20 protein-coding genes, 1 tRNA gene and 1 pseudogene are annotated in these 17,840 nt (G+C 46.4%); 3 read left to right on the top strand and 19 right to left on the bottom strand.

What is annotated here, in order from left to right; genetic code table 11:
• The first annotated feature begins 266 nt into the window (after positions 1 to 266).
• Positions 267 to 1,715 (top strand): SulP family inorganic anion transporter, encoded by a 1,449-nt coding sequence (locus PAE68_RS01265; RefSeq protein WP_281883300.1) that lies wholly within the window; start codon positions 267 to 269, stop codon positions 1,713 to 1,715.
• Positions 1,716 to 1,814: 99 nt separating this feature from the next.
• Here PAE68_RS01265 and PAE68_RS01260 read toward each other — a convergent pair whose 3' ends face one another.
• From PAE68_RS01260 to PAE68_RS01240, 7 genes and pseudogenes are all read right to left on the bottom strand, one after another.
• On the bottom strand, positions 1,815 to 1,994 hold the full coding sequence (locus PAE68_RS01260) for a hypothetical protein (RefSeq protein WP_281883298.1): 180 nt from the start codon (positions 1,992 to 1,994) through the stop codon (positions 1,815 to 1,817).
• A 130-nt stretch (positions 1,995 to 2,124) separates the two neighbouring features.
• Positions 2,125 to 2,286 carry a hypothetical protein gene (locus PAE68_RS01255; RefSeq protein WP_281883296.1) on the bottom strand — a complete coding sequence of 54 codons (162 nt, stop codon included), beginning with the start codon at positions 2,284 to 2,286 and terminating at the stop codon, positions 2,125 to 2,127.
• 644 nt (positions 2,287 to 2,930) lie between these two features.
• On the bottom strand, positions 2,931 to 3,407 hold the full coding sequence (locus tag PAE68_RS01250; protein ID WP_281883295.1) for a GIY-YIG nuclease family protein: 477 nt from the start codon (positions 3,405 to 3,407) through the stop codon (positions 2,931 to 2,933).
• Between the two features lie 14 nt (positions 3,408 to 3,421).
• Complete coding sequence (locus tag PAE68_RS22730; protein ID WP_397379345.1) at positions 3,422 to 3,841, bottom strand: DUF1643 domain-containing protein; 420 nt, start codon at positions 3,839 to 3,841, stop codon at positions 3,422 to 3,424.
• On the bottom strand, positions 3,784 to 4,092 hold the full coding sequence (locus PAE68_RS22725; protein WP_397377962.1) for a DUF1643 domain-containing protein: 309 nt from the start codon (positions 4,090 to 4,092) through the stop codon (positions 3,784 to 3,786). The genes PAE68_RS22730 and PAE68_RS22725 overlap by 58 nt, the downstream gene beginning before the upstream one ends.
• A gap of 43 nt (positions 4,093 to 4,135) precedes the next feature.
• Positions 4,136 to 4,774 (bottom strand): DUF7662 domain-containing protein, encoded by a 639-nt coding sequence (locus PAE68_RS01245; protein ID WP_281883293.1) that lies wholly within the window; start codon positions 4,772 to 4,774, stop codon positions 4,136 to 4,138.
• A 394-nt stretch (positions 4,775 to 5,168) separates the two neighbouring features.
• Positions 5,169 to 6,520, bottom strand: a pseudogene (locus PAE68_RS01240) (IS1380 family transposase).
• Between the two features lie 155 nt (positions 6,521 to 6,675).
• On the opposite strand from PAE68_RS01240, the gene PAE68_RS01235 reads away from it, so the two are divergent.
• The gene (locus PAE68_RS01235) at positions 6,676 to 7,347 is read left to right on the top strand and encodes a hypothetical protein (RefSeq protein ID WP_281883291.1); all 672 of its coding nucleotides are present in this window, start codon (positions 6,676 to 6,678) and stop codon (positions 7,345 to 7,347) included.
• A 57-nt stretch (positions 7,348 to 7,404) separates the two neighbouring features.
• Here PAE68_RS01235 and PAE68_RS22720 read toward each other — a convergent pair whose 3' ends face one another.
• From PAE68_RS22720 to PAE68_RS01215, 5 genes are all read right to left on the bottom strand, one after another.
• Entirely contained in the window at positions 7,405 to 7,623 is a 219-nt protein-coding gene (locus PAE68_RS22720) for a tyrosine-type recombinase/integrase (protein ID WP_397377960.1), read from the bottom strand.
• Positions 7,624 to 7,961: 338 nt separating this feature from the next.
• Positions 7,962 to 8,052: transfer RNA gene (locus PAE68_RS01230), tRNA-Ser, on the bottom strand.
• Positions 8,053 to 8,132: 80 nt separating this feature from the next.
• Complete coding sequence (locus tag PAE68_RS01225; protein ID WP_281883289.1) at positions 8,133 to 8,375, bottom strand: DUF951 domain-containing protein; 243 nt, start codon at positions 8,373 to 8,375, stop codon at positions 8,133 to 8,135.
• Positions 8,376 to 9,308 (bottom strand): mechanosensitive ion channel family protein, encoded by a 933-nt coding sequence (locus tag PAE68_RS01220; protein ID WP_281883287.1) that lies wholly within the window; start codon positions 9,306 to 9,308, stop codon positions 8,376 to 8,378. It lies immediately after the preceding gene.
• The gene (locus PAE68_RS01215) at positions 9,305 to 9,565 is read right to left on the bottom strand and encodes a putative Se/S carrier protein (protein ID WP_281890845.1); all 261 of its coding nucleotides are present in this window, start codon (positions 9,563 to 9,565) and stop codon (positions 9,305 to 9,307) included. Before PAE68_RS01215 ends, PAE68_RS01220 begins: the two co-directional genes overlap by 4 nt.
• Positions 9,566 to 9,699: 134 nt before the next feature.
• Here PAE68_RS01215 and yyaC point away from each other — a divergent pair, with 134 nt between their 5' ends.
• Complete coding sequence (gene yyaC, locus PAE68_RS01210) at positions 9,700 to 10,329, top strand: spore protease YyaC (protein ID WP_281883285.1); 630 nt, start codon at positions 9,700 to 9,702, stop codon at positions 10,327 to 10,329.
• Here the strand turns inward: yyaC and PAE68_RS01205 are convergent.
• From PAE68_RS01205 to mnmG, 7 genes are all read right to left on the bottom strand, one after another.
• On the bottom strand, positions 10,304 to 10,783 hold the full coding sequence (locus PAE68_RS01205) for a DUF4446 family protein (protein ID WP_281883283.1): 480 nt from the start codon (positions 10,781 to 10,783) through the stop codon (positions 10,304 to 10,306). The two genes, yyaC and PAE68_RS01205, sit on opposite strands and share 26 nt — an antisense overlap.
• A 28-nt stretch (positions 10,784 to 10,811) precedes the next feature.
• Positions 10,812 to 11,966 carry an aminotransferase class V-fold PLP-dependent enzyme gene (locus PAE68_RS01200; protein ID WP_281883281.1) on the bottom strand — a complete coding sequence of 385 codons (1,155 nt, stop codon included), beginning with the start codon at positions 11,964 to 11,966 and terminating at the stop codon, positions 10,812 to 10,814.
• A 113-nt stretch (positions 11,967 to 12,079) separates the two neighbouring features.
• On the bottom strand, positions 12,080 to 12,940 hold the full coding sequence (locus tag PAE68_RS01195; protein WP_281883279.1) for a ParB/RepB/Spo0J family partition protein: 861 nt from the start codon (positions 12,938 to 12,940) through the stop codon (positions 12,080 to 12,082).
• Positions 12,937 to 13,695, bottom strand: a complete 759-nt coding sequence (locus tag PAE68_RS01190) for a ParA family protein (protein ID WP_281883278.1) — start codon at positions 13,693 to 13,695, stop codon at positions 12,937 to 12,939. Before PAE68_RS01190 ends, PAE68_RS01195 begins: the two co-directional genes overlap by 4 nt.
• 543 nt (positions 13,696 to 14,238) lie before the next feature.
• Entirely contained in the window at positions 14,239 to 15,060 is an 822-nt protein-coding gene (gene noc, locus PAE68_RS01185) for a nucleoid occlusion protein (RefSeq protein ID WP_281883277.1), read from the bottom strand.
• 151 nt (positions 15,061 to 15,211) lie between these two features.
• Positions 15,212 to 15,943 (bottom strand): 16S rRNA (guanine(527)-N(7))-methyltransferase RsmG, encoded by a 732-nt coding sequence (gene rsmG / locus PAE68_RS01180; protein WP_281883275.1) that lies wholly within the window; start codon positions 15,941 to 15,943, stop codon positions 15,212 to 15,214.
• Entirely contained in the window at positions 15,943 to 17,832 is a 1,890-nt protein-coding gene (gene mnmG, locus PAE68_RS01175) for a tRNA uridine-5-carboxymethylaminomethyl(34) synthesis enzyme MnmG (RefSeq protein ID WP_281883273.1), read from the bottom strand. Before mnmG ends, rsmG begins: the two co-directional genes overlap by 1 nt.
• Positions 17,833 to 17,840 lie beyond the last annotated feature (8 nt).

Here is a 17,840-nt window from a genome sequence, read left to right as displayed (position 1 = left end):
GCTGCACCCGTTCAGTTCAGCGGGACAGTCTGTTTCTTTATGCGTTTATGAAAAAAGGTATGGATCGCTTAGAGCAGGCTATATACGATTACATAAGAGAAACGTTGAATTTTAGAGAAAAGCATGCATTTAAACGCTTACATAGTCTTTATATGGCTAGATCAACCTGTATAGAATCGGGTATAATTCTTTCCTGTAGACATCGGCCCCGACTTTTCTGAAAGTGGAAAGTCAATATTATTAGAATATAGGAGGATCTTATTGAAATGAAACAACTGAATACGGGCTGGTTCTCGAACACAAGGAACGACCTGCTCTCCGGCATGACCGTTGCATTAGCGCTAATCCCAGAAGCGATCGCATTCTCGATCATCGCGGGTGTCGATCCGATGGTCGGGCTGTATGCATCGTTCACGATTGCGATTGTGATCGCCTTCGTCGGCGGTAGACCGGGTATGATCTCCGCTGCCACTGGAGCGATGGCGCTGCTGATGGTCAATCTGGTGAAGGACCATGGCATCGAATATTTGTTCGCAGCCTCCATACTCGCGGGGATTCTACAGTATGTGCTTGGCCTGCTAAGGCTCGGACAGCTTGTGACATTCGTACCGCAATCGGTCATGACGGGCTTTGTCAATGCGCTGGCGATCCTGATCTTCATGGCGCAGCTTGTGCATTTCACCGGTCAAGGATGGATCATGTATGCGCTCGTCGCACTGACGCTTGCTATTATTTATTTACTTCCACTTGTGACGAGAGCTATTCCATCTGCACTTGTCGCTATCGTCGTCGTATCGGCCATTACGATGGGGCTGGGTCTGGATGTACGTACCGTTGGCGACATGGGCAAGCTGACGAGCTCGCTGCCAGTGTTCCATCTACCTGAGGTGATGCTGTCGCTTGAGACACTATGGATCATATTGCCTTACTCGATCTCACTTGCCCTTGTCGGCATACTCGAATCGCTGCTGACGGCAACGATCGTAGATGAGATGACCGATACGTCCAGTGATAAGAACCGTGAGATCAAGGGTCAAGGCGTTGCGAACGTCGTAACTGGCTTCTTCGGCGGCATGGCCGGCTGTGCAATGATCGGTCAGTCTGTCATTAACGTCAAGTCTGGTGGACGAACACGGCTATCGACGCTTACCGCAGGTCTGTTCCTAATCTTTCTCATTCTCGTGCTAGGCGATGTCGTCAAGGACATTCCGATGGCCGCGCTCGTCGGTGTCATGTTCATGGTTTCCTTCGGAACGTTCGACTGGGGATTCCTGCGTAACATTCGCAGCATTCCTCGTGCCGATACGCTCGTAATGCTCGTAACCGTTGCGATCGTTGTGGCGACACATGACCTGTCTTATGGCGTTCTTGCCGGGGTCGTGCTGAGCGCTCTCATCTTCGCCTGGAAAATCGCCCGCATCCGCGCTGTTACAACGGTGCAGCCGAACGGCACGAAGCGCTATGACATTCAAGGACAGCTGTTCTTCGCGACGACGTCCTCCTTCACCTTGCTGTTTCAAGCGCAGGACGATCCGGAACGCATTATTATCGATTTCTCAGGCTCCCATGTATGGGACCATTCCGCGGTAACCGCGATCTCCAAAGTACTTGTGAAGTATAAGCAGCTGAACAAATCTGTAGAGCTCATCGGACTTAATGAAGAAAGTCGTTCGCTTGTAGAGCGCATTGGCCTCTCTTCACCTCAAGGACACTAGGGCAGCTACACGATTCATGGCTTGGATTCGCTCACAAACAATAAGCTCACCTCCGGTTCTGATCGGATGGTGAGCTTTTTTATAGGAGCGTATGCTTCATTATGATTTAGGCTGCTTTCGCTTCATGGACAGCGAATTCAGCATGTGCAGGATCGAATCCTTCATATCAAACAGCAATTCGAGTCTTCTTCTACTGCTCTCCGACAGCTCCTGCTGAGCCTTCGTTCGTTCCTGCTCCCAACGGGTCAACGCGAGCTTCCGATATTTCGTATCGTGCATGCGTACCACCTCCATATAAGCTGGGACATATAATAGCGCTTACACTATTATATTATGAATTATACAGCTTTTGGTGAGTACATACAATAAGTTGTCAGAAATTTTAGATAATTTATCGCAGTAAACGCTGCTACGATTGGTTTCTGAACGCTACCGCTACCGTAATCTCCTCTAGCGACTGCTCCTGCCCATAGAACTGTTCGTCCATCGCTTGATTCGCTTCGATAATGTCTGCTGCTTCCTCGTTGTTCAGCTCATCCATAATCGACTGATGCTCTTCATTCGGATTCATCTTATTTCCTCCTAACTCCTGTTTGGTTCTCTTATGGTGTACATGCCCTGCTCCGCTTATGCACAGCTGTGGACATCAAGTTGAATATAGTAAGTCTGACCGTTATCCACATGTGCATAACGTACCTGTATTGATTTAATCCTCACTTTAAGCCTGCAAGATATGGTTCCAACTTATTCACAGCCCACTCCTACCTTCATCCCCACATCACGCGAAAAAACGACCTCGCGGTCGTTTTGGTTTGTTATGTATGGCGGAAAGAGTCTCATTTTGAAACATCGCCAAAATACCATTCTTTATCCGCTTAATATCTCTTGGACTCTGATACCGTAAAATTTCAATGATCTCTATTAAGTCAGCTTAACCTGCACAATCATGTCTTTATAAATTAAATTGCTGAAGGCAACGAACATTGGATTCTTCCCAAAGGCAGTCAACGTATGGTCAACGAGCGAGACCGCTTCCACAACAACTAATGTAGGTAGGTTTATGTAGATTTATAGGCTTGAAGTGTGGCTCCACTGCATCACAAACCCTTTCCAAAGTCCTTTTGCTTCCATGTCCTTCTTCACTCCCATCAAGATAAATACTTCCTCAAATTGACGGTCATAAGCCTACAATATCTTTTATCCCAATAATGCCACTCAAATTGAATATTCCACGTTACAGCTATTTTGCTTTATCCACCTAAGTCCTGACACCTCAGGCATTAAATCACGATGATTGCCCCAATTAATAACATGTAGATTCAACAAGTCGTCATATGGAACTGTTCCAATATTAGATGAATTACAAGCTGGTGCATGAGCATAGATCAGTAGCTTTTCTGCCTTGTCAATCAGGCTGTCCCAAACATCGACAGATACATTCTTAATGCCGCTTAATCTTCCAACATAGATCCTGACGTTCTCTGAATCCTTGTTAAAATGCCAATTTTCTTGACTTATTCGTGTAGCAAAGGTTTGTCTTACAGCCTTTCCTATGTACAATAGTACGTTAGATCCGTAAACTGGATGACTTCCATAAATCTGGTACACGCCATAGTCCTTAGATACATCATTAAGACTAATGAGTTCGTCTAAGCTAAAACTGCCATACCATTGAATGTTAATGTTTAACATGATTATATCTCCGATTATTTAGTCACATTAAATTTGATAGGCACACGTTTGATTACTGTTTTTAACACATTCTTATTATCAATTTCGCATTTGACTAGTTTCAATATTTTTGCTCTTGCAGGATGTCGCGGATACATATCGTTTGTTAAGATGTTCTTGCTTTTGTTATTTACTTTCAGTACAATCACACTGCTCATTTTATTAGCATTTCGGACGAAATCGTATACCTTTATGACTTGATTACGATGTTTATCTTTGTCCATGTTTTTCGGAACATTGCCCCATGCGAGTACAATATATTTAGCGTTTTTAATTTGATCCTCGATTACCATATTATTATTCTCAACAACTTCTTCATACTGTTTACCCAGCCTTTTTAATATACTATTAAGTTGGGAAGAATCTGCTTTATAAACAGAAAATAAATTGACGATATGTACGTTTTCCTATCCCTGTAATTTTGCTGATATTCAACATACTTTTCTCTCGTGAATTTCAGAATTTTATTTATTGTTCTATCCGATTGAATACTGTCGGCTTTACTCGGATTCATTAATATATAAAGGACATATTCATCGTTATCATTGATTCGTGCTTTTAGAATATCTCTCTTTTTTATTGATCCTTGAATTGTGCAGTTATTTGTAATGATCTTGCCGCGAAATGGCTCAGGATATTTAACCATTACATCTACCTCCTATCAATTCGAATAATATATGAATACAGTTTCATTGCTTTATGAATGTTATCTTGTCCCCAAGTTCCACGTCTGTTGTTTTCCATCCAGCAGACAACCATGAACGTGCGTGTGAATGGTTTCCGTCCTGTTCATTTGCCCACCAAGAATTGTGCTTATATGCAGACGCAGGCAGTTTAAATTTCAATAACTCCTCGATTTCATCGAATGTTAGTGTAATATTTCTATGCTCATTCTTTCGATTTAATAAATCCGTAATAGGTGAATACTTGCTAGTCAATCTAAACTCCCCCTTCCCTAGTTTAATCACTTCATCTCTCCTATTTAGGTGATTCCAAACTGAATCCGCTTTACTTTTCTCGTTGATTCCATTAATTTCATACGCCTTTTCAACTTCTTCCTTTATTTGTTGGTAATGTGCCTTGCCACCTAAACGCTCCAATGCTTCAATCGCCGCTTCCCCTATTTCCTGTCCCCTAAGTATCGTTAGAGGTTTATCGACTTTTTCGCCTGTTAGCAGTTCTAGTTCGTTTTGAAACGCGGTAATTGCTAATTCAACTTGCTTCATTTCATTTTGAATATTCTCCAGCTGAATGCGCAAATCGTTTCTTTTGTTTATCTTTTCATCAATCATTTGACGAATCATTTCAATTCTTTGTTGATTGTCCACCTCGACAACCTCCTTCCGATAGCAACTATAACACTTTTCGTTAGTTGCTTCAATAGTAACTATATAAGTAAACATATTAAAGGTCATTATTTTTCGTCGTCAGGTGCGCCTACCGCTTGTAGAGTTTGGCATTGCGTTCTATTGGTAAAATCCCCTCCGCCCCAGCCAATACAATTTTTTTATTGAAATTAGATCGTACGTTCTCTTGAACATTTTGAGCAAAAATATTTATTATATACGTGAATCCGTGACAGCCCGCTCGTGACTGTAGGGAAATGGTAAAAGCATCAAGGTAATGAGCATTTCAATTGAACTTCCTCGCGTGGACAAAAAAAGCACATGTTGAAACACGCCTACGCGTGAAGGCGTATACACCCCTATTAAACATTGAGTCTCAAGTGGTTAGGATGGTGAGATACACACGTCGCAACGTTTGAAACCAAGGACTGTGCGTTCCAAATGCGAATTTGACTTGCCTAGCATGTCTTACGAGTCGTGAAGCATGGTAGATCATATTCTGAATGACCGTGCGAATCCGTCTGCGGCCAACATTGTTTCGAATCGGAGAGTCGGGAATCTGCAGACTGAGTTGCCCCATCAAGCGAAGCATATTGTATGCGAACACGCCCGCATGCAATATGAGATTGTTGGTTGCAAACTTGCCAGCGGGCAAGCGTTCCAGATCAAGGTCTGTCTTGATCTCACTGTGGTACTGTTCACTGGTGCCGTGATCGCGATACAGTTCAATGACCCGCCAAGCCGAGCAACGCAAGGAAGTCCAGTACACCTCGACCTCGATCTCAGGAACGAGGAAGATTTGACCTTCACGGCTTATGGTTCGTTCGATGACACGAAACACTTGACGCAGCGGCTCGTCAAATCCTTGTTCACGAATGAGCATCGACCCGATGTATACCTTCTTTCCTTCGCGTTCTTCGCAGCATATGCCCAGATCTTGTGCGAACAAGAGCCACGTCTCCTTTGGATCTCTTCGCAGATTTTTCTTGATGATGTAATCGGCACGAGTTTCTTGAGTGTGACAGACCTTCAGATTCGCCAAGCAGTCGTTGCCTGCATCCATTCGAACAAGGAGCGGACGGTCTGTGACTCGGCGTGCATATTGAATGCTGGCCTTCAAAAATTCATCCGTGTTCTTCTGGCAATGCACGCTGCCCTCACGCAGTTCCACATGGACGCCGTAGCCCTCTTTGCCCAAGTAAGAGAAGATCGGAGCAAAACCATCATGGCCTTTGTAGGTGCGAGATACGCCTTCTTTTTCGTGCGGGAGTTGTCAAAGGGAGACACATCGATATCGAGCGGCAACAACGTAGTCCGTTCCTTCTCGCCCAGGACAAGAAGATCAACACCCGTAAGCGGGGCGGCCACTCGGCGTAACAGGTCCGCCGACTCTTCCAGCACAATATCTTTCCATATCGACGAACCCGCCATATCTAAGCGCTGGCGCAAGGTTGGACTAGATGGAACATCGCGAATGTCAAGACTGATGCTGAACGCATCGTCTTGCCGGAATGGCTCAATATGATCAAAGTCGCTCTTGCCTTGGCAGAGCAGACCCAAGTAGCTTTTCATCACATCAGCATTCGAGATATCTGGATTCGGGTTCTCGGGCAATACCGTTTTATTCAAACGTGCACCGAGATTAGTCTTTGCTAGCAAAGCTCCAATAGCGGTTAACCCGGTATGTGTGGTTAAGTACTCATTAGATTGGACGAATTCGAACTTCAAGCCAATCACCCCATTGGTGAAAGTATTGGATCGTTATAATCCTTTAATTTCGACACAAAATCTTGGATTCCCTCTATTTTTCTCTTGTTTTCATATTCTTTTATCACGGATTCACGATATAAATAGATTTCCTATATATGGGTGGGGGCAGTGATATGAACAATGAGGAAGTGTATACTTTTTTCAAAGAAATTGGGGTTGAGCAGCTCCATCATGCTAATACCGTATTAACTGCCTGTACCTTCCTAAGTGAAGGGGGCTTACTCTCTCGCGGTTTTGTTGAAGATCGAGGGCTGCCGCAGACTTGGCAAAACACAGATGAAATTGATAAAAAGTATGACATTTGGCATGACCTTTTCTTTGATGATGTAGATATTCATAATAGAACATCACGTCAGAATTTCTACGGTTCTGTTCTTTTTACTTATGATCTTGAAGTTTTGCTTGAACTAGATACTCCACCAGTAGCAATAACCAAATCAAACCCCAAAATATGGACGGACAAACAAACCGTACATGATAGATACTTTTCTTCGTTAGACGAGTTACGTTCAAAATATAAAATAGGGAAATTTGGTCAAATGATAACACTTAGAAATGCCCGAACCCCCCTTACTTTCGAGCATTTGAAAGAAATAATAGTGGATGCTCCTGAGATCACCCACGAAGAAATAAACTTGGGTCAATATGCTTTTGAACGCATAGCTAGAGCTGCGGAATTACGCGGTATAAACGAAAAAGTAAAAAAACGAGATTGTTGGTTTTGTAATTGTTACTCCGATGATAATACACCAGAATGGGCGCTAAAACGATTCTTTATAGCATAAAATTAATAAGCCACTTCCATGTTGAAGTGGCTTTAATTATTAAATTGAATTTATGGCTCATCTTAAATCCTGTTGTGGTGGCTCCACATATCTTAGTGTTGTTTGAATCGAATCATGACCAGCCAGTTTAGCAACGTTCTGAATAGGTACGCCAGCATTAACAAGGCTTTTGCAGAAGCTATGGCGCAGAGAATAAACTGAATGTTGTCCGTCCAGCTTCTCTCCTTTTTTTGATCTCTCCAACAACCCACAGCATTCTAAATATGTATCCAACATAAACGCAATCGCTTACGACCTATTCTTTTGTCAGGTACTTCTTGCACAGCAAAAAACCTCCCATAATTGTAGGAGGTCGGAATTAGTTAGACCGATAATAAACATCTAGGCAAGTAACAGCACTTACTTTCATTATGTTATGCCTTCAAGTGTAACAAAGGAAAAACAGTGGCGGAAAGAGTGGAGTACTCCCCTGACGGGGAGACTGCGAAGTATTCCTACCGAAGCTTATGCTCCGACGAACCCTGCCCTTGGCCTTGGGGTTCTCATCCCACTCCCGACTTCCGCTCCACATCACGCAAAAAAACGACCTCTCGGTCGTTTTGGTTTGTTATGTATGGCGGAAAGAGTGGGATTCGAACCCACGCACGGCTTGCGCCGCCTAGCTGATTTCGAGTCAGCCCCCTTGGGCCTCTTGGGTACCTTTCCGCATTTCCAACGGGACAAGTAGTATAATACCACAGACGCGAACCATGATGCAAGTCTTTTTTAATGAAAAGTTAAAAAGTTTATCCATCTGCCCTGTCATCAAGAACTGACCCTGGCGTCCTACCTTCAGCCGCCGCAGAGCGCAGCACCTTCTTCAGCTTGCTCTCGAACTTAGCCCGGGGTACAAGCACACTGTGCTTGCACCCGACACATTTAATCCGAATATCCATGCCCATTCGAATAATCTCCATCTCATTCGTCCCGCACGGGTGGGGCTTCTTCATCAGAACGATATCGCCCAGCTCATACTGCTTACGCTCCATCTACGCCTCAGCCTGCTCCTTTCGATGATACGTCACAAGTCTCGGATACGGGATCTCGATCTTATTCGCATCGAACGCCTTCTTGATCTCGACATTCAGCTTCCGCCCAACCGCAAAATGCGTATTCGGCTTACATTCCGCCGTCACCCGCAGCACGATCTCCGACGCCCCCAGCATCTGCACCCCTAGCACATCTGGCGCCTTCACGATGTCCGGATTCACCTCGTACGCTTCCTTCACCGTATCCTGCAGAATACGCAGCGCATGCTCCACATCCGCCTCATACGCAACGGATACGTCCACGACCGCTATCGAGTTATTGATTGAGAAGTTCGTCACCTGATTAATCGAACCGTTCGGGATGATAAATACTTCCCCTGTCCAGCTACGAATTCGTGTCACCCTGAGACCGATCTCCTCAACCGTCCCCTTGTACGTATCGACCTGAATCACATCTCCAACTGCGAATTGATCCTCGAATATAATGAAGAAGCCTGTAATGACGTCCTTAACCAAGCTCTGCGCGCCGAAGCCAATGGCCAAGCCTACGACACCCGCACCAGCTAATAGCGGACCTAAATTAATGTTGAACTGGCTTAAAATCATCAGGATCATAATAAAATTAATGACATAAGACACGATATTGCCAATTAGCTTACCGATCGTTCTCGTCCGTCTAGCGTCAAACTTAAGCGGACTCTTCTCACGCTCTACAATGAGATGCTGCACCGCTTTATTCGCAATCTTGATAATAATCCGCGACGCCACGTAGATCAAGGTAATCTTCACGACGATGAGCAGCAGCCCAATCCATACCTCCGGATCCGACACATACTGAACAAGCTTTTCCTGCATGCTCATCCATGCTTCCGTCCATCCTTCCACGGAGTTCGGTGCTGCTTGCAGCTTGCGACTTGCTTGTAGAATAGTCATCGACTCCCCCCTTGTTCGTAATCCATCCTATCATATTTGCCGTCTTTTTTAAAATAAATGCCGCGAATTTCAACGTGCTCATTCGTAATAATTTGCTTGACCTGCTCCAGATCAGCCTCTGGAAATTCAAGCGACAATGCACAACCAGCCGTAATTTCCTTCGGAGTCGGACACATGTCGTTTTCGATCTCAGCATACTCCAGCAGCATCTCTGCCCTGAGCGCTTGCTGTGTCGAGTCAAAAGCCATCAATAGCATCACGCTATTCACCTCTATCATTTTCGTCGCTCATAGCACGTATAAAAGCTCTGGAATCTTCGTATACTAGTACTATTCTATCGAACAGAAATGGTTAGTATAAATCAACCTTGCTCCCTTAAGGAGGGATTCCTGTGAAGCTGCCTTTTACCAAAGACACGACCGCCAAGAAGAAAGAACAGTCATCGCTCGAGCTGCCACTAAAAATGATGCATTCGGAATCCAACTGTATGGAGCTGCTATCGGAGGCACTATTCAAGCTCATCCAGCAGGTGCCAAGCCACCGGCCCATTGTCATCGTCTGCGTCGGCACAGACCGCTCAACCGGTGATTGCCTCGGGCCGCTCGTCGGCATGCAGCTCAAGCGGCTGCAGCTCGATGGCGCACACCTGTACGGCACGCTCGACCAGCCTGTACATGCGATGAATTTGAATGAAACACTGACTACTATTCACCAGCATTTCAACCAGCCCTTCATTATCGCTGTCGATGCTTGTCTCGGTCAGCTCACGAGTGTAGGCTGTATTCAGCTTGGCAACGGTCCTGTGAAGCCCGGAGCAGGTGTTAACAAGGAGCTTCCGCCTGTCGGTGATATGCATATGACCGGAATCGTGAATGTCGGCGGCTTCATGGAATACTTCGTGCTGCAGAATACAAGATTGAGCCTGGTCATGGCCATGTCCGAAACGATCGCCAAGGCCATCCATGCTGCATTACATATGAGAAAGCAATGGAGCCCTATTCCTTTGGTAAAGATCGACTAACCGCTTCCCGCTCCTCTGGTGACAGCGTATATTTCGATCGTCCTTGCTCCAGCGGCTTCGCATATACATACGTCTCCTCGCGGTTATGTATACCGCTTATGACAACGCCGTTAAGCTCTTGGTCTACAATAGCTACAGAGAAGCTTAGATCGCTTCCACTGTCGCCAAAAGCATTATAGCGCATCACCCCAATATGGGCCTTCAGCTTCTTGAGATCTTGGCGTATCGAGCTTATCGCTTGATCCGCCTTTTCGCTTTGCTGCTCAAGCTGCTTGCTCCTCCCTTGCAGGTCCATAAGCACCTCCTCGATATTCATCGAACTGGAACCATTGAGCATCGCTTGATACGATTTGCGAAGCTTCCTAAGCTTTACCCCCATGACGATCATGAGAACTATAAGAATGAATAACACAACGACTGCTGCTAATCCAATGACTTCTACCGGTATAACCATTTCTCGCGCCCCCGTTACGATCTCTGTATTAAGTCAGATGCTTGGCAATCTCCTTCATCGCCTGCACGAATTGCTTTACCTCTGTCTCCGTTGTGAAGCAGCCGACACTAGCTCTTACTGCCCCATTGTGAAGCGTATCTGCCGTTTCGTGAGCGAGCGGTGTACAATGATAGCCCGCACGTACTGCGATGTCGAAGCTCTGATCTAGAATAAAAGCAATTTCAGAAGAATCCGTATTTGCAAGTGTGAACGAAACAAGCCCTGTGCGTGGCTCCCCTATTGCCGGCCCTAACAGCTTCACACCTTCTATGGTTGATAGTCCCTCCATCATCGCTTGTGTCAGCTTCCATTCATGCTCATAGATGGCGCTAACCCCTTGCTGCTGTATCCACTTAACGCCTTCCACCAATCCCGCTATACCTGCCGTATTCTGCGTTCCTGCTTCATAGCGGTCCGGCCTGACGAGCGGCTGCTCGATCGCCTCAGACTGGCTGCCAGTACCGCCGTACAACAGCGGGTCGAGCTGAAGCTCTGGGTGTATATACAATCCCCCCGTCCCTTGCGGTCCAAGCAACGCCTTATGACCAGGGAAGGCAAGCATATGAATGCCAAGCTGGTTCACATCGATCTGAACAGTGCCTGCCGTTTGCGCAGCATCTACCAGCAGCTTGATGCCATGCTCCGCACACAGCTGTCCGATCTCGGCAATTGGAAGAATAGATCCAAGCAGATTGGAGCTGTGGCTGATGACGATGAGAGAGGTGTTCGGTTGAATCGCTTGCTTCACCTCATCGATCAGCAGTTGTCCTCTATTATCAGTATTCACGTATGTAAGCTGAGCTTGTCTCGTCCGTTTCACATGCTCAAGCGGTCTACGGACTGAGTTGTGCTCCACAGAAGTACATAGGATGTGGTCACCTTCTTTAACATACCCAAGAATAGCTAAATTTAGTGCCATCGTCGTATTCAAGGCGTAGACGATATCATTCGGATTTCTCACTCCGAACAACTTAGCCAATTGCTTCCGCCCTTCGAAAAGTATTCGGCTAGCTCGAACCGCCATCTTATGACTCCCTCTTCCGGGATTAGCAGCATCATGCTCTAATGCACTCATCATCGCCTTCAACACCTCTGGCGGCTTCGGCCAAGATGAAGCGGCATGATCCAAGTATATCGTGCTCATATAGACAGCCCCTTGTTAATATGGAGTAATGTTTCACTTACATAAATATAGCATACCAAGCTCACCCTGAATCAATCAGGCATGATCTGGGTATGCTATACATAAACAGCTCACTATGAGGATTTACCTTGAAGCAGCTCTAACAAACGATTCAAGTCATCACTCGAATAATATAACAACTCAATCTTACCTTTATTATTGTTGTGCTTGATTTTCACCGTTGTGCGGAACATCTCTCTCAGGTTCTCCTCAAGCTCGTCAATGTACGGATCCTTGCGCTTCGGTTTAGCTTTCGTTTTCTTAGCATCCGAATTTTCTTCAAGACGCTTGACCTCTTCCTCAAGATCACGAACGCTCCACTGCTCTTTAATGGCCGTATCCGCTAGTGCTTTAATAAGCTTCTTATCCTTCAAGCCTACAATCGCCTTCGCATGGCCCATCGTTAATGTTCCACGTGAAACATATTCCTTTACTTCTTCTGGAAGCTGTAGCAGCCTTAAGAAGTTAGCGATATGCGAGCGACTCTTACCTACCTTAACCGACAGCTCCTCTTGTGTCAGAGAAAATTGATCAACAAGTGCCTGATAAGCAATCGCTATCTCCATCGCATTCAAGTCTTCACGTTGTACGTTTTCAATAAGTGCAATTTCCATAACCTGCTGATCGGTAAACTTCTTAATAACGGCAGCTATGGTTGCCATACCACATAGCTGTGAAGCCCGATATCGACGTTCACCGGCGATGATCTCATAGCCCTTCAGTACGGTACGAACGATAATCGGCTGAATAACACCGTGCTCTTTAATCGAGTCGGCAAGCTCCTGAATCGTCTCATCATTAAAGTGTCTGCGTGGTTGATACGGATTAGCACGTAGCTGCGAAAGCGGAATCTCTACAACCTTATCGTCATCATTAATGCTCAATGCAGGCAACAGCGCATCCAGCCCTTTTCCTAAACCGACCTTCTTACTCAAATCGCAATCACTTCCTTCGCAAGCTCCAAATAAACCTCGGCTCCCTTGGATCTCGGATCGTACGTAATAATCGACTGCCCATGACTCGGAGCTTCGCTTAAACGCACATTACGTGGAATGATCGTCTGATATACCTTCTGCTGGAAATACTTCTTTACTTCTTCAATAACCTGCATACCTAAATTTGTACGTGCATCAAACATAGTCAGCAATACGCCTTCAATTTGAAGGTTCATATTTAGATGCTTCTGAACAAGACGCACCGTGTTAAGCAGCTGACTCAATCCTTCCAGCGCATAGTATTCGCACTGAATAGGAATAATGACGGAATCAGCGGCCGTCAAGGAATTCACAGTCAAAATTCCAAGAGATGGAGGGCAATCGATTAGAATATAATCAAACTGATGCTTAACGAGCTGCAACGAGCGCTTCAAGCGAACCTCTCTGGAGATCGTCGGTACAAGCTCAATCTCTGCTCCTGCTAGTTGAATTGTAGCTGGAATGATCTTCAAATTATCAAGCGCTGTGTCGCACATGGCATCCTTCGGATGAATATCATTGATGAGGACGTCGTATATACAATACTGAACGTCCGCCTTATTGACTCCAATACCACTTGTCGTATTGCCTTGCGGATCAATATCGACGAGCAGCACTTTTTTCCCGAGCGATGCCAACGACGCACCAAGATTAACGGAAGTTGTCGTTTTACCAACTCCACCCTTTTGATTCGTTATGGCAATTGTTTTACACAAATTATTCACCTCTCCTGGAATAACGTTTCCGAGTCGTCTCGGAAACGTTATGGCAAGCCTCGAATTTGGCGCAGCCAAATTGAGGGCCTTCTTCGATTATTCTACTCTTTTCTGCGCCGCTCTTGCGGCAGCATCGCTCTCCTGGAATAACAGTTCCGAGTCATCTCGGAACTATTATGGCAAGCCTCGAATTTGGCGCAGCCAAATTGAGGGCCTTCTTCGATTATTCTACTCTTATCTGCGCCGCTCTTGCGGCAGCATCGCTCTCCTGGAATAACAGTTCCGAGTCATCTCGGAACTGTTATGGCAAGCCTCGAATTTGGCGCAGCCAAATTGAGGGCCTTCTTCGATTATTCTACTCTTATCTGCGCCGCTCTTGCGGCAGCATCGCTCTCCTGGAATAACGTTTCCGAGCCTTAATAAAAAATATCATTGGAGAGCAACGAACAACTCGCCAATGACTGGTCAGAGCTTACTGCTTGCTTGAAAAGAAAAGAAAAGCCTCCGGAAGAGGCCTTAATGCACTAGCTCTACTTTTCTATTTTAGCGTTTTGGAATCCGAATTACAATCTCATAATGATCGTCGCGATCGTTCTCTTCCGTATTAATTGGAAGCCCCGAAGAGGTTACCATATCTACAGATTGTCGGATCGTATTCAATGCAAGCCTAACATCCTTCGAGTAAGAAACACGCTTCGCCTTACTTTTGGCGACCTTGTCGGCTTCTTTCAGAAAGGCGATCTTAGCCTCTGTCTGCTTCACGTTTAGATCCTTGGAAATAATCTCTTCAAGGAGCTTTACCTGCTGCTCTTCATGCTCGAACGCAAGTAGCGCTCTCGCGTGACGCTCGGAGATTTTCCGCTCCATCAATGCAAGTTTGACAGGTTCGCTCAGATGCAGCAAGCGAATTTTATTGGCTATTGTCGATTGGCTTTTGCCTAGACGCTGTGCAAGACTTTCTTGCGTAAGCTGATGCAGATCAATGAGTTGCTGATAAGCAATTGCTTCCTCGATCGCCGTTAGGCCTTCTCGCTGCAAATTTTCGATCAAAGCTATCGAGGCAGCTTGAGCATCGTTGAATTCGCGAATAATAGCCGGGATCGTATCCAGTCCCAGCTTCGTAACCGCGCGCCAGCGCCGCTCCCCTGCGATCAACTCGAACTTGTTGTTCCGTACCCTTACAACAATCGGCTGGATGACGCCATGTGTTTTGATCGTTTGGCATAACTCTTCGATGCGGTCATCGTCAAAGATCGTCCGAGGCTGATAAGGGCTTGGGATGATGCTGTCAACAGGAACATTCTTCACTTCATCCGCTGATGTTTTTTCGTTAAAACCAAACAACTTCGAGATTTGTTCCTTCATAACGATTATCACCCGATCTTTTTCAACAAAAAGTGAAAAGTATATGCTCTTACTCTATTATTCTCCAACCATAAAGCAAAATCCTGCTATATTAATTATGAACTTTGTTGGATAATCCTCTAAAAAACCTGTTACAATGTTCCACGTGGAACTATGATGAGATTATAAGTGGATCTTTAATAGGTGTTCCTGCTTTCCTTGGATATTTCTTCGGGGTAGCAGCAACTTTCTTTATTGTAACAATATGTCTAACCGAATGCTCCACAGGTAGCTCGAACGGATGAGTTGACATCCATTGACCCTTTAGCTCCTTCAAGCTATATTGAGCCTCAGCCAGCTCGTCTCCAATCTCATTCCCCTTCATTGCCACGAATACACCAGAGGTCCGAACGAACGGTAAACAAAATTCATTCAGAACAGCTAATCTCGCGACCGCTCTTGCCGTGACGACATCGTACTGATCGCGATGCTCCGGCAGTCGCGAAGTATCTTCAGCTCGGCCATGAATCAGCTTCACATCAGACAGCTTCAACGTCGTCACAACATGATTAAGAAATTGAATTCGCTTATTCAGAGAATCAACAATTGTTACCTGCAAATGTGGAAAAGCTATCTTGAGCGGAATACTCGGGAATCCAGCCCCGGAGCCAATATCGGCGATCGTCCGAACATCTCCCATCGGTACAAAAAAGCTTACAGAGAGAGAGTCATAGAAGTGCTTGATGTACACCTGCTCCCTCTCTGTAATACCTGTCAAATTCATTCGTTCGTTCCAGTCGACCAATTCTCGATAATAATGCTCGAATTGCTCCAGCTGTCGATCCGAAAGCGTTATCCCTTTAACCGCTAACAGCTCTATAAACGCAGCATGCACCTTATCCATTATTGTCCTCTCGCCGCCACGACTTTGTTATAATGCTCTAGATGAACAAGAAGAATCGAAATATCAGCTGGAGTTACGCCAGAAATACGAGAAGCTTGCCCAATCGAGACCGGGCGAATCTTCGCAAGCTTTTGCTTCGCTTCGGTTGCGATCCCATGAATCTCCTCATACCGAATATCGTCAGGAATTCGTTTCTTCTCCATCTTACGCATCCGATCCACCTGAGCCAGCTGCTTCTCAATATAGCCGCTGTACTTCACTTGAATCTCGACCTGCTCCTTCATGTCCTCGGTCATCTCATAAGGTGATGGCGACAAGCTGTGAAGATGCTCGAGCGTAATCTCAGGACGACGCAGCAGCGTCAGCAGATCAACGGAATTGACCAGCTCCGCACTGCCTAGCGACTGCAGCAGCTCCTGCACCTCAACCGGCTTCACCTTCGTGCTCTTCAAGCGCTCCAGCTCCTGATCAACAATACGAAGCTTCTTCTGGAACAGCTCATAGCGCTCATCTGTAATCAAGCCGATCTCATGACCGATCTTCGTCAAGCGAAGATCTGCGTTATCGTGACGTAGCAGTAGTCGGTACTCGGCACGTGAGGTGAGCAATCGGTATGGCTCATTCGTGCCCTTGGTCACCAGGTCATCGATCAACACACCGATGTAAGCCTCCGAGCGATCCAGAATGACCGGCTCCTTCCCTTGCGCCTTCCTGGCCGCATTGATGCCCGCCATCACGCCTTGACCAGCAGCCTCCTCATAGCCGGATGTTCCATTAATTTGACCCGCTGTGAACAAGCCAGAGACCACCTTCGTCTCCAGCGACGGCAGCAGCTGAGTCGGCACGACCGCATCGTACTCGATTGCATAGCCGGTCCGCATCATCTCGACCTTCTCAAGTCCTGGAATCGAACGCAGAATGCTCAGCTGAACGTCCTCCGGCATGCTCGTCGACAAGCCCTGAACATAATACTCCTTCGTATATCGACCTTCCGGCTCGAGAAAAATTTGATGCTTCGGCTTGTCGCTGAAGCGTACAATTTTATCCTCGATCGATGGACAGTAGCGCGGACCCGTACCCTCAATAGCCCCTGAGAACATCGGTGCCCGATGCAGGTTATCGTTAATGATCTGATGCGTCGCTTCCGACGTATACGTGAGCCAGCATGGGAGCTGGTTCGGAATTTCTTCCTTCGTCTCGTAGGAGAAAAATTTCGGCTTCTCATCGCCAGGCTGAATCGACGTTTTGCTGAAATCAATCGTATCCTCATGCACCCGCGGAGGCGTCCCGGTCTTGAAGCGTACGAGCTCCAGCCCATGCTTGCGAAGATCCTCCGACAGCTTAACCGCTGGCTGCTGATTGTTCGGCCCCGACTCATACATCAGCTCGCCCATAATAATTTTGCCGCGCAAGTACGTACCGGTCGTCACGACGACTGCCTTCGCGGAATACGTCGCCCCCGTCTTCGTCACAACGCCCTTGCAGACGCCATCCTCCACGACGAGCGACTCCACAAGACCTTGACGTAGCGTCAGATGGTCTGTCTGCTCAATCGTTTCCTTCATCTTATGCTGGTACAGAAATTTATCCGCCTGCGCACGCAGCGCATGCACAGCCGGGCCCTTGCCCGTATTGAGCATCCGCATCTGAATATACGTTTTATCTATGTTACGCCCCATCTCGCCGCCCAGCGCGTCAATCTCCCGAACGACGTGACCCTTGGCCGGTCCGCCGATGGATGGATTGCACGGCATGAATGCCACCATATCGAGATTGATCGTAAGCAGCAGCGTCTCACAGCCCATCCGTGCCGCAGCCAGTGCCGCTTCACAGCCAGCATGACCGGCTCCAACGACAATGACATCAAATTGTCCCGCATCATATCCCATTACGTAGT

The sequence above is a fragment of the Paenibacillus sp. YYML68 genome, from assembly GCF_027923405.1.
Classification (GTDB): domain Bacteria; phylum Bacillota; class Bacilli; order Paenibacillales; family NBRC-103111; genus Paenibacillus_G.
The sequence above is the reverse complement of the archived record's forward strand: the minus strand, read 5'-3'. Positions and strand labels throughout refer to the sequence as shown.

Coding starts and splice junctions, on each gene's coding strand:
- PAE68_RS01265 (WP_281883300.1), top strand. CDS start 267: ATGAAACAACTGAATACGGGCTGGTTCTCGAACACAAGGAACGACCTG.
- PAE68_RS01260 (WP_281883298.1), bottom strand. CDS start 1,994: ATGCACGATACGAAATATCGGAAGCTCGCGTTGACCCGTTGGGAGCAG.
- PAE68_RS01255 (WP_281883296.1), bottom strand. CDS start 2,286: ATGAATCCGAATGAAGAGCATCAGTCGATTATGGATGAGCTGAACAAC.
- PAE68_RS01250 (WP_281883295.1), bottom strand. CDS start 3,407: ATGTTAAACATTAACATTCAATGGTATGGCAGTTTTAGCTTAGACGAA.
- PAE68_RS22725 (WP_397377962.1), bottom strand. CDS start 4,092: ATGGTTAAATATCCTGAGCCATTTCGCGGCAAGATCATTACAAATAAC.
- PAE68_RS01235 (WP_281883291.1), top strand. CDS start 6,676: ATGAACAATGAGGAAGTGTATACTTTTTTCAAAGAAATTGGGGTTGAG.
- PAE68_RS22720 (WP_397377960.1), bottom strand. CDS start 7,623: ATGTTGGATACATATTTAGAATGCTGTGGGTTGTTGGAGAGATCAAAA.
- PAE68_RS01225 (WP_281883289.1), bottom strand. CDS start 8,375: ATGGAGCGTAAGCAGTATGAGCTGGGCGATATCGTTCTGATGAAGAAG.
- PAE68_RS01220 (WP_281883287.1), bottom strand. CDS start 9,308: ATGACTATTCTACAAGCAAGTCGCAAGCTGCAAGCAGCACCGAACTCC.
- PAE68_RS01215 (WP_281890845.1), bottom strand. CDS start 9,565: ATGCTATTGATGGCTTTTGACTCGACACAGCAAGCGCTCAGGGCAGAG.
- PAE68_RS01205 (WP_281883283.1), bottom strand. CDS start 10,783: ATGGTTATACCGGTAGAAGTCATTGGATTAGCAGCAGTCGTTGTGTTA.
- PAE68_RS01200 (WP_281883281.1), bottom strand. CDS start 11,966: ATGAGCACGATATACTTGGATCATGCCGCTTCATCTTGGCCGAAGCCG.
- noc (WP_281883277.1), bottom strand. CDS start 15,060: ATGAAGGAACAAATCTCGAAGTTGTTTGGTTTTAACGAAAAAACATCA.
- rsmG (WP_281883275.1), bottom strand. CDS start 15,943: ATGGATAAGGTGCATGCTGCGTTTATAGAGCTGTTAGCGGTTAAAGGG.
- mnmG (WP_281883273.1), bottom strand. CDS start 17,832: ATGGGATATGATGCGGGACAATTTGATGTCATTGTCGTTGGAGCCGGT.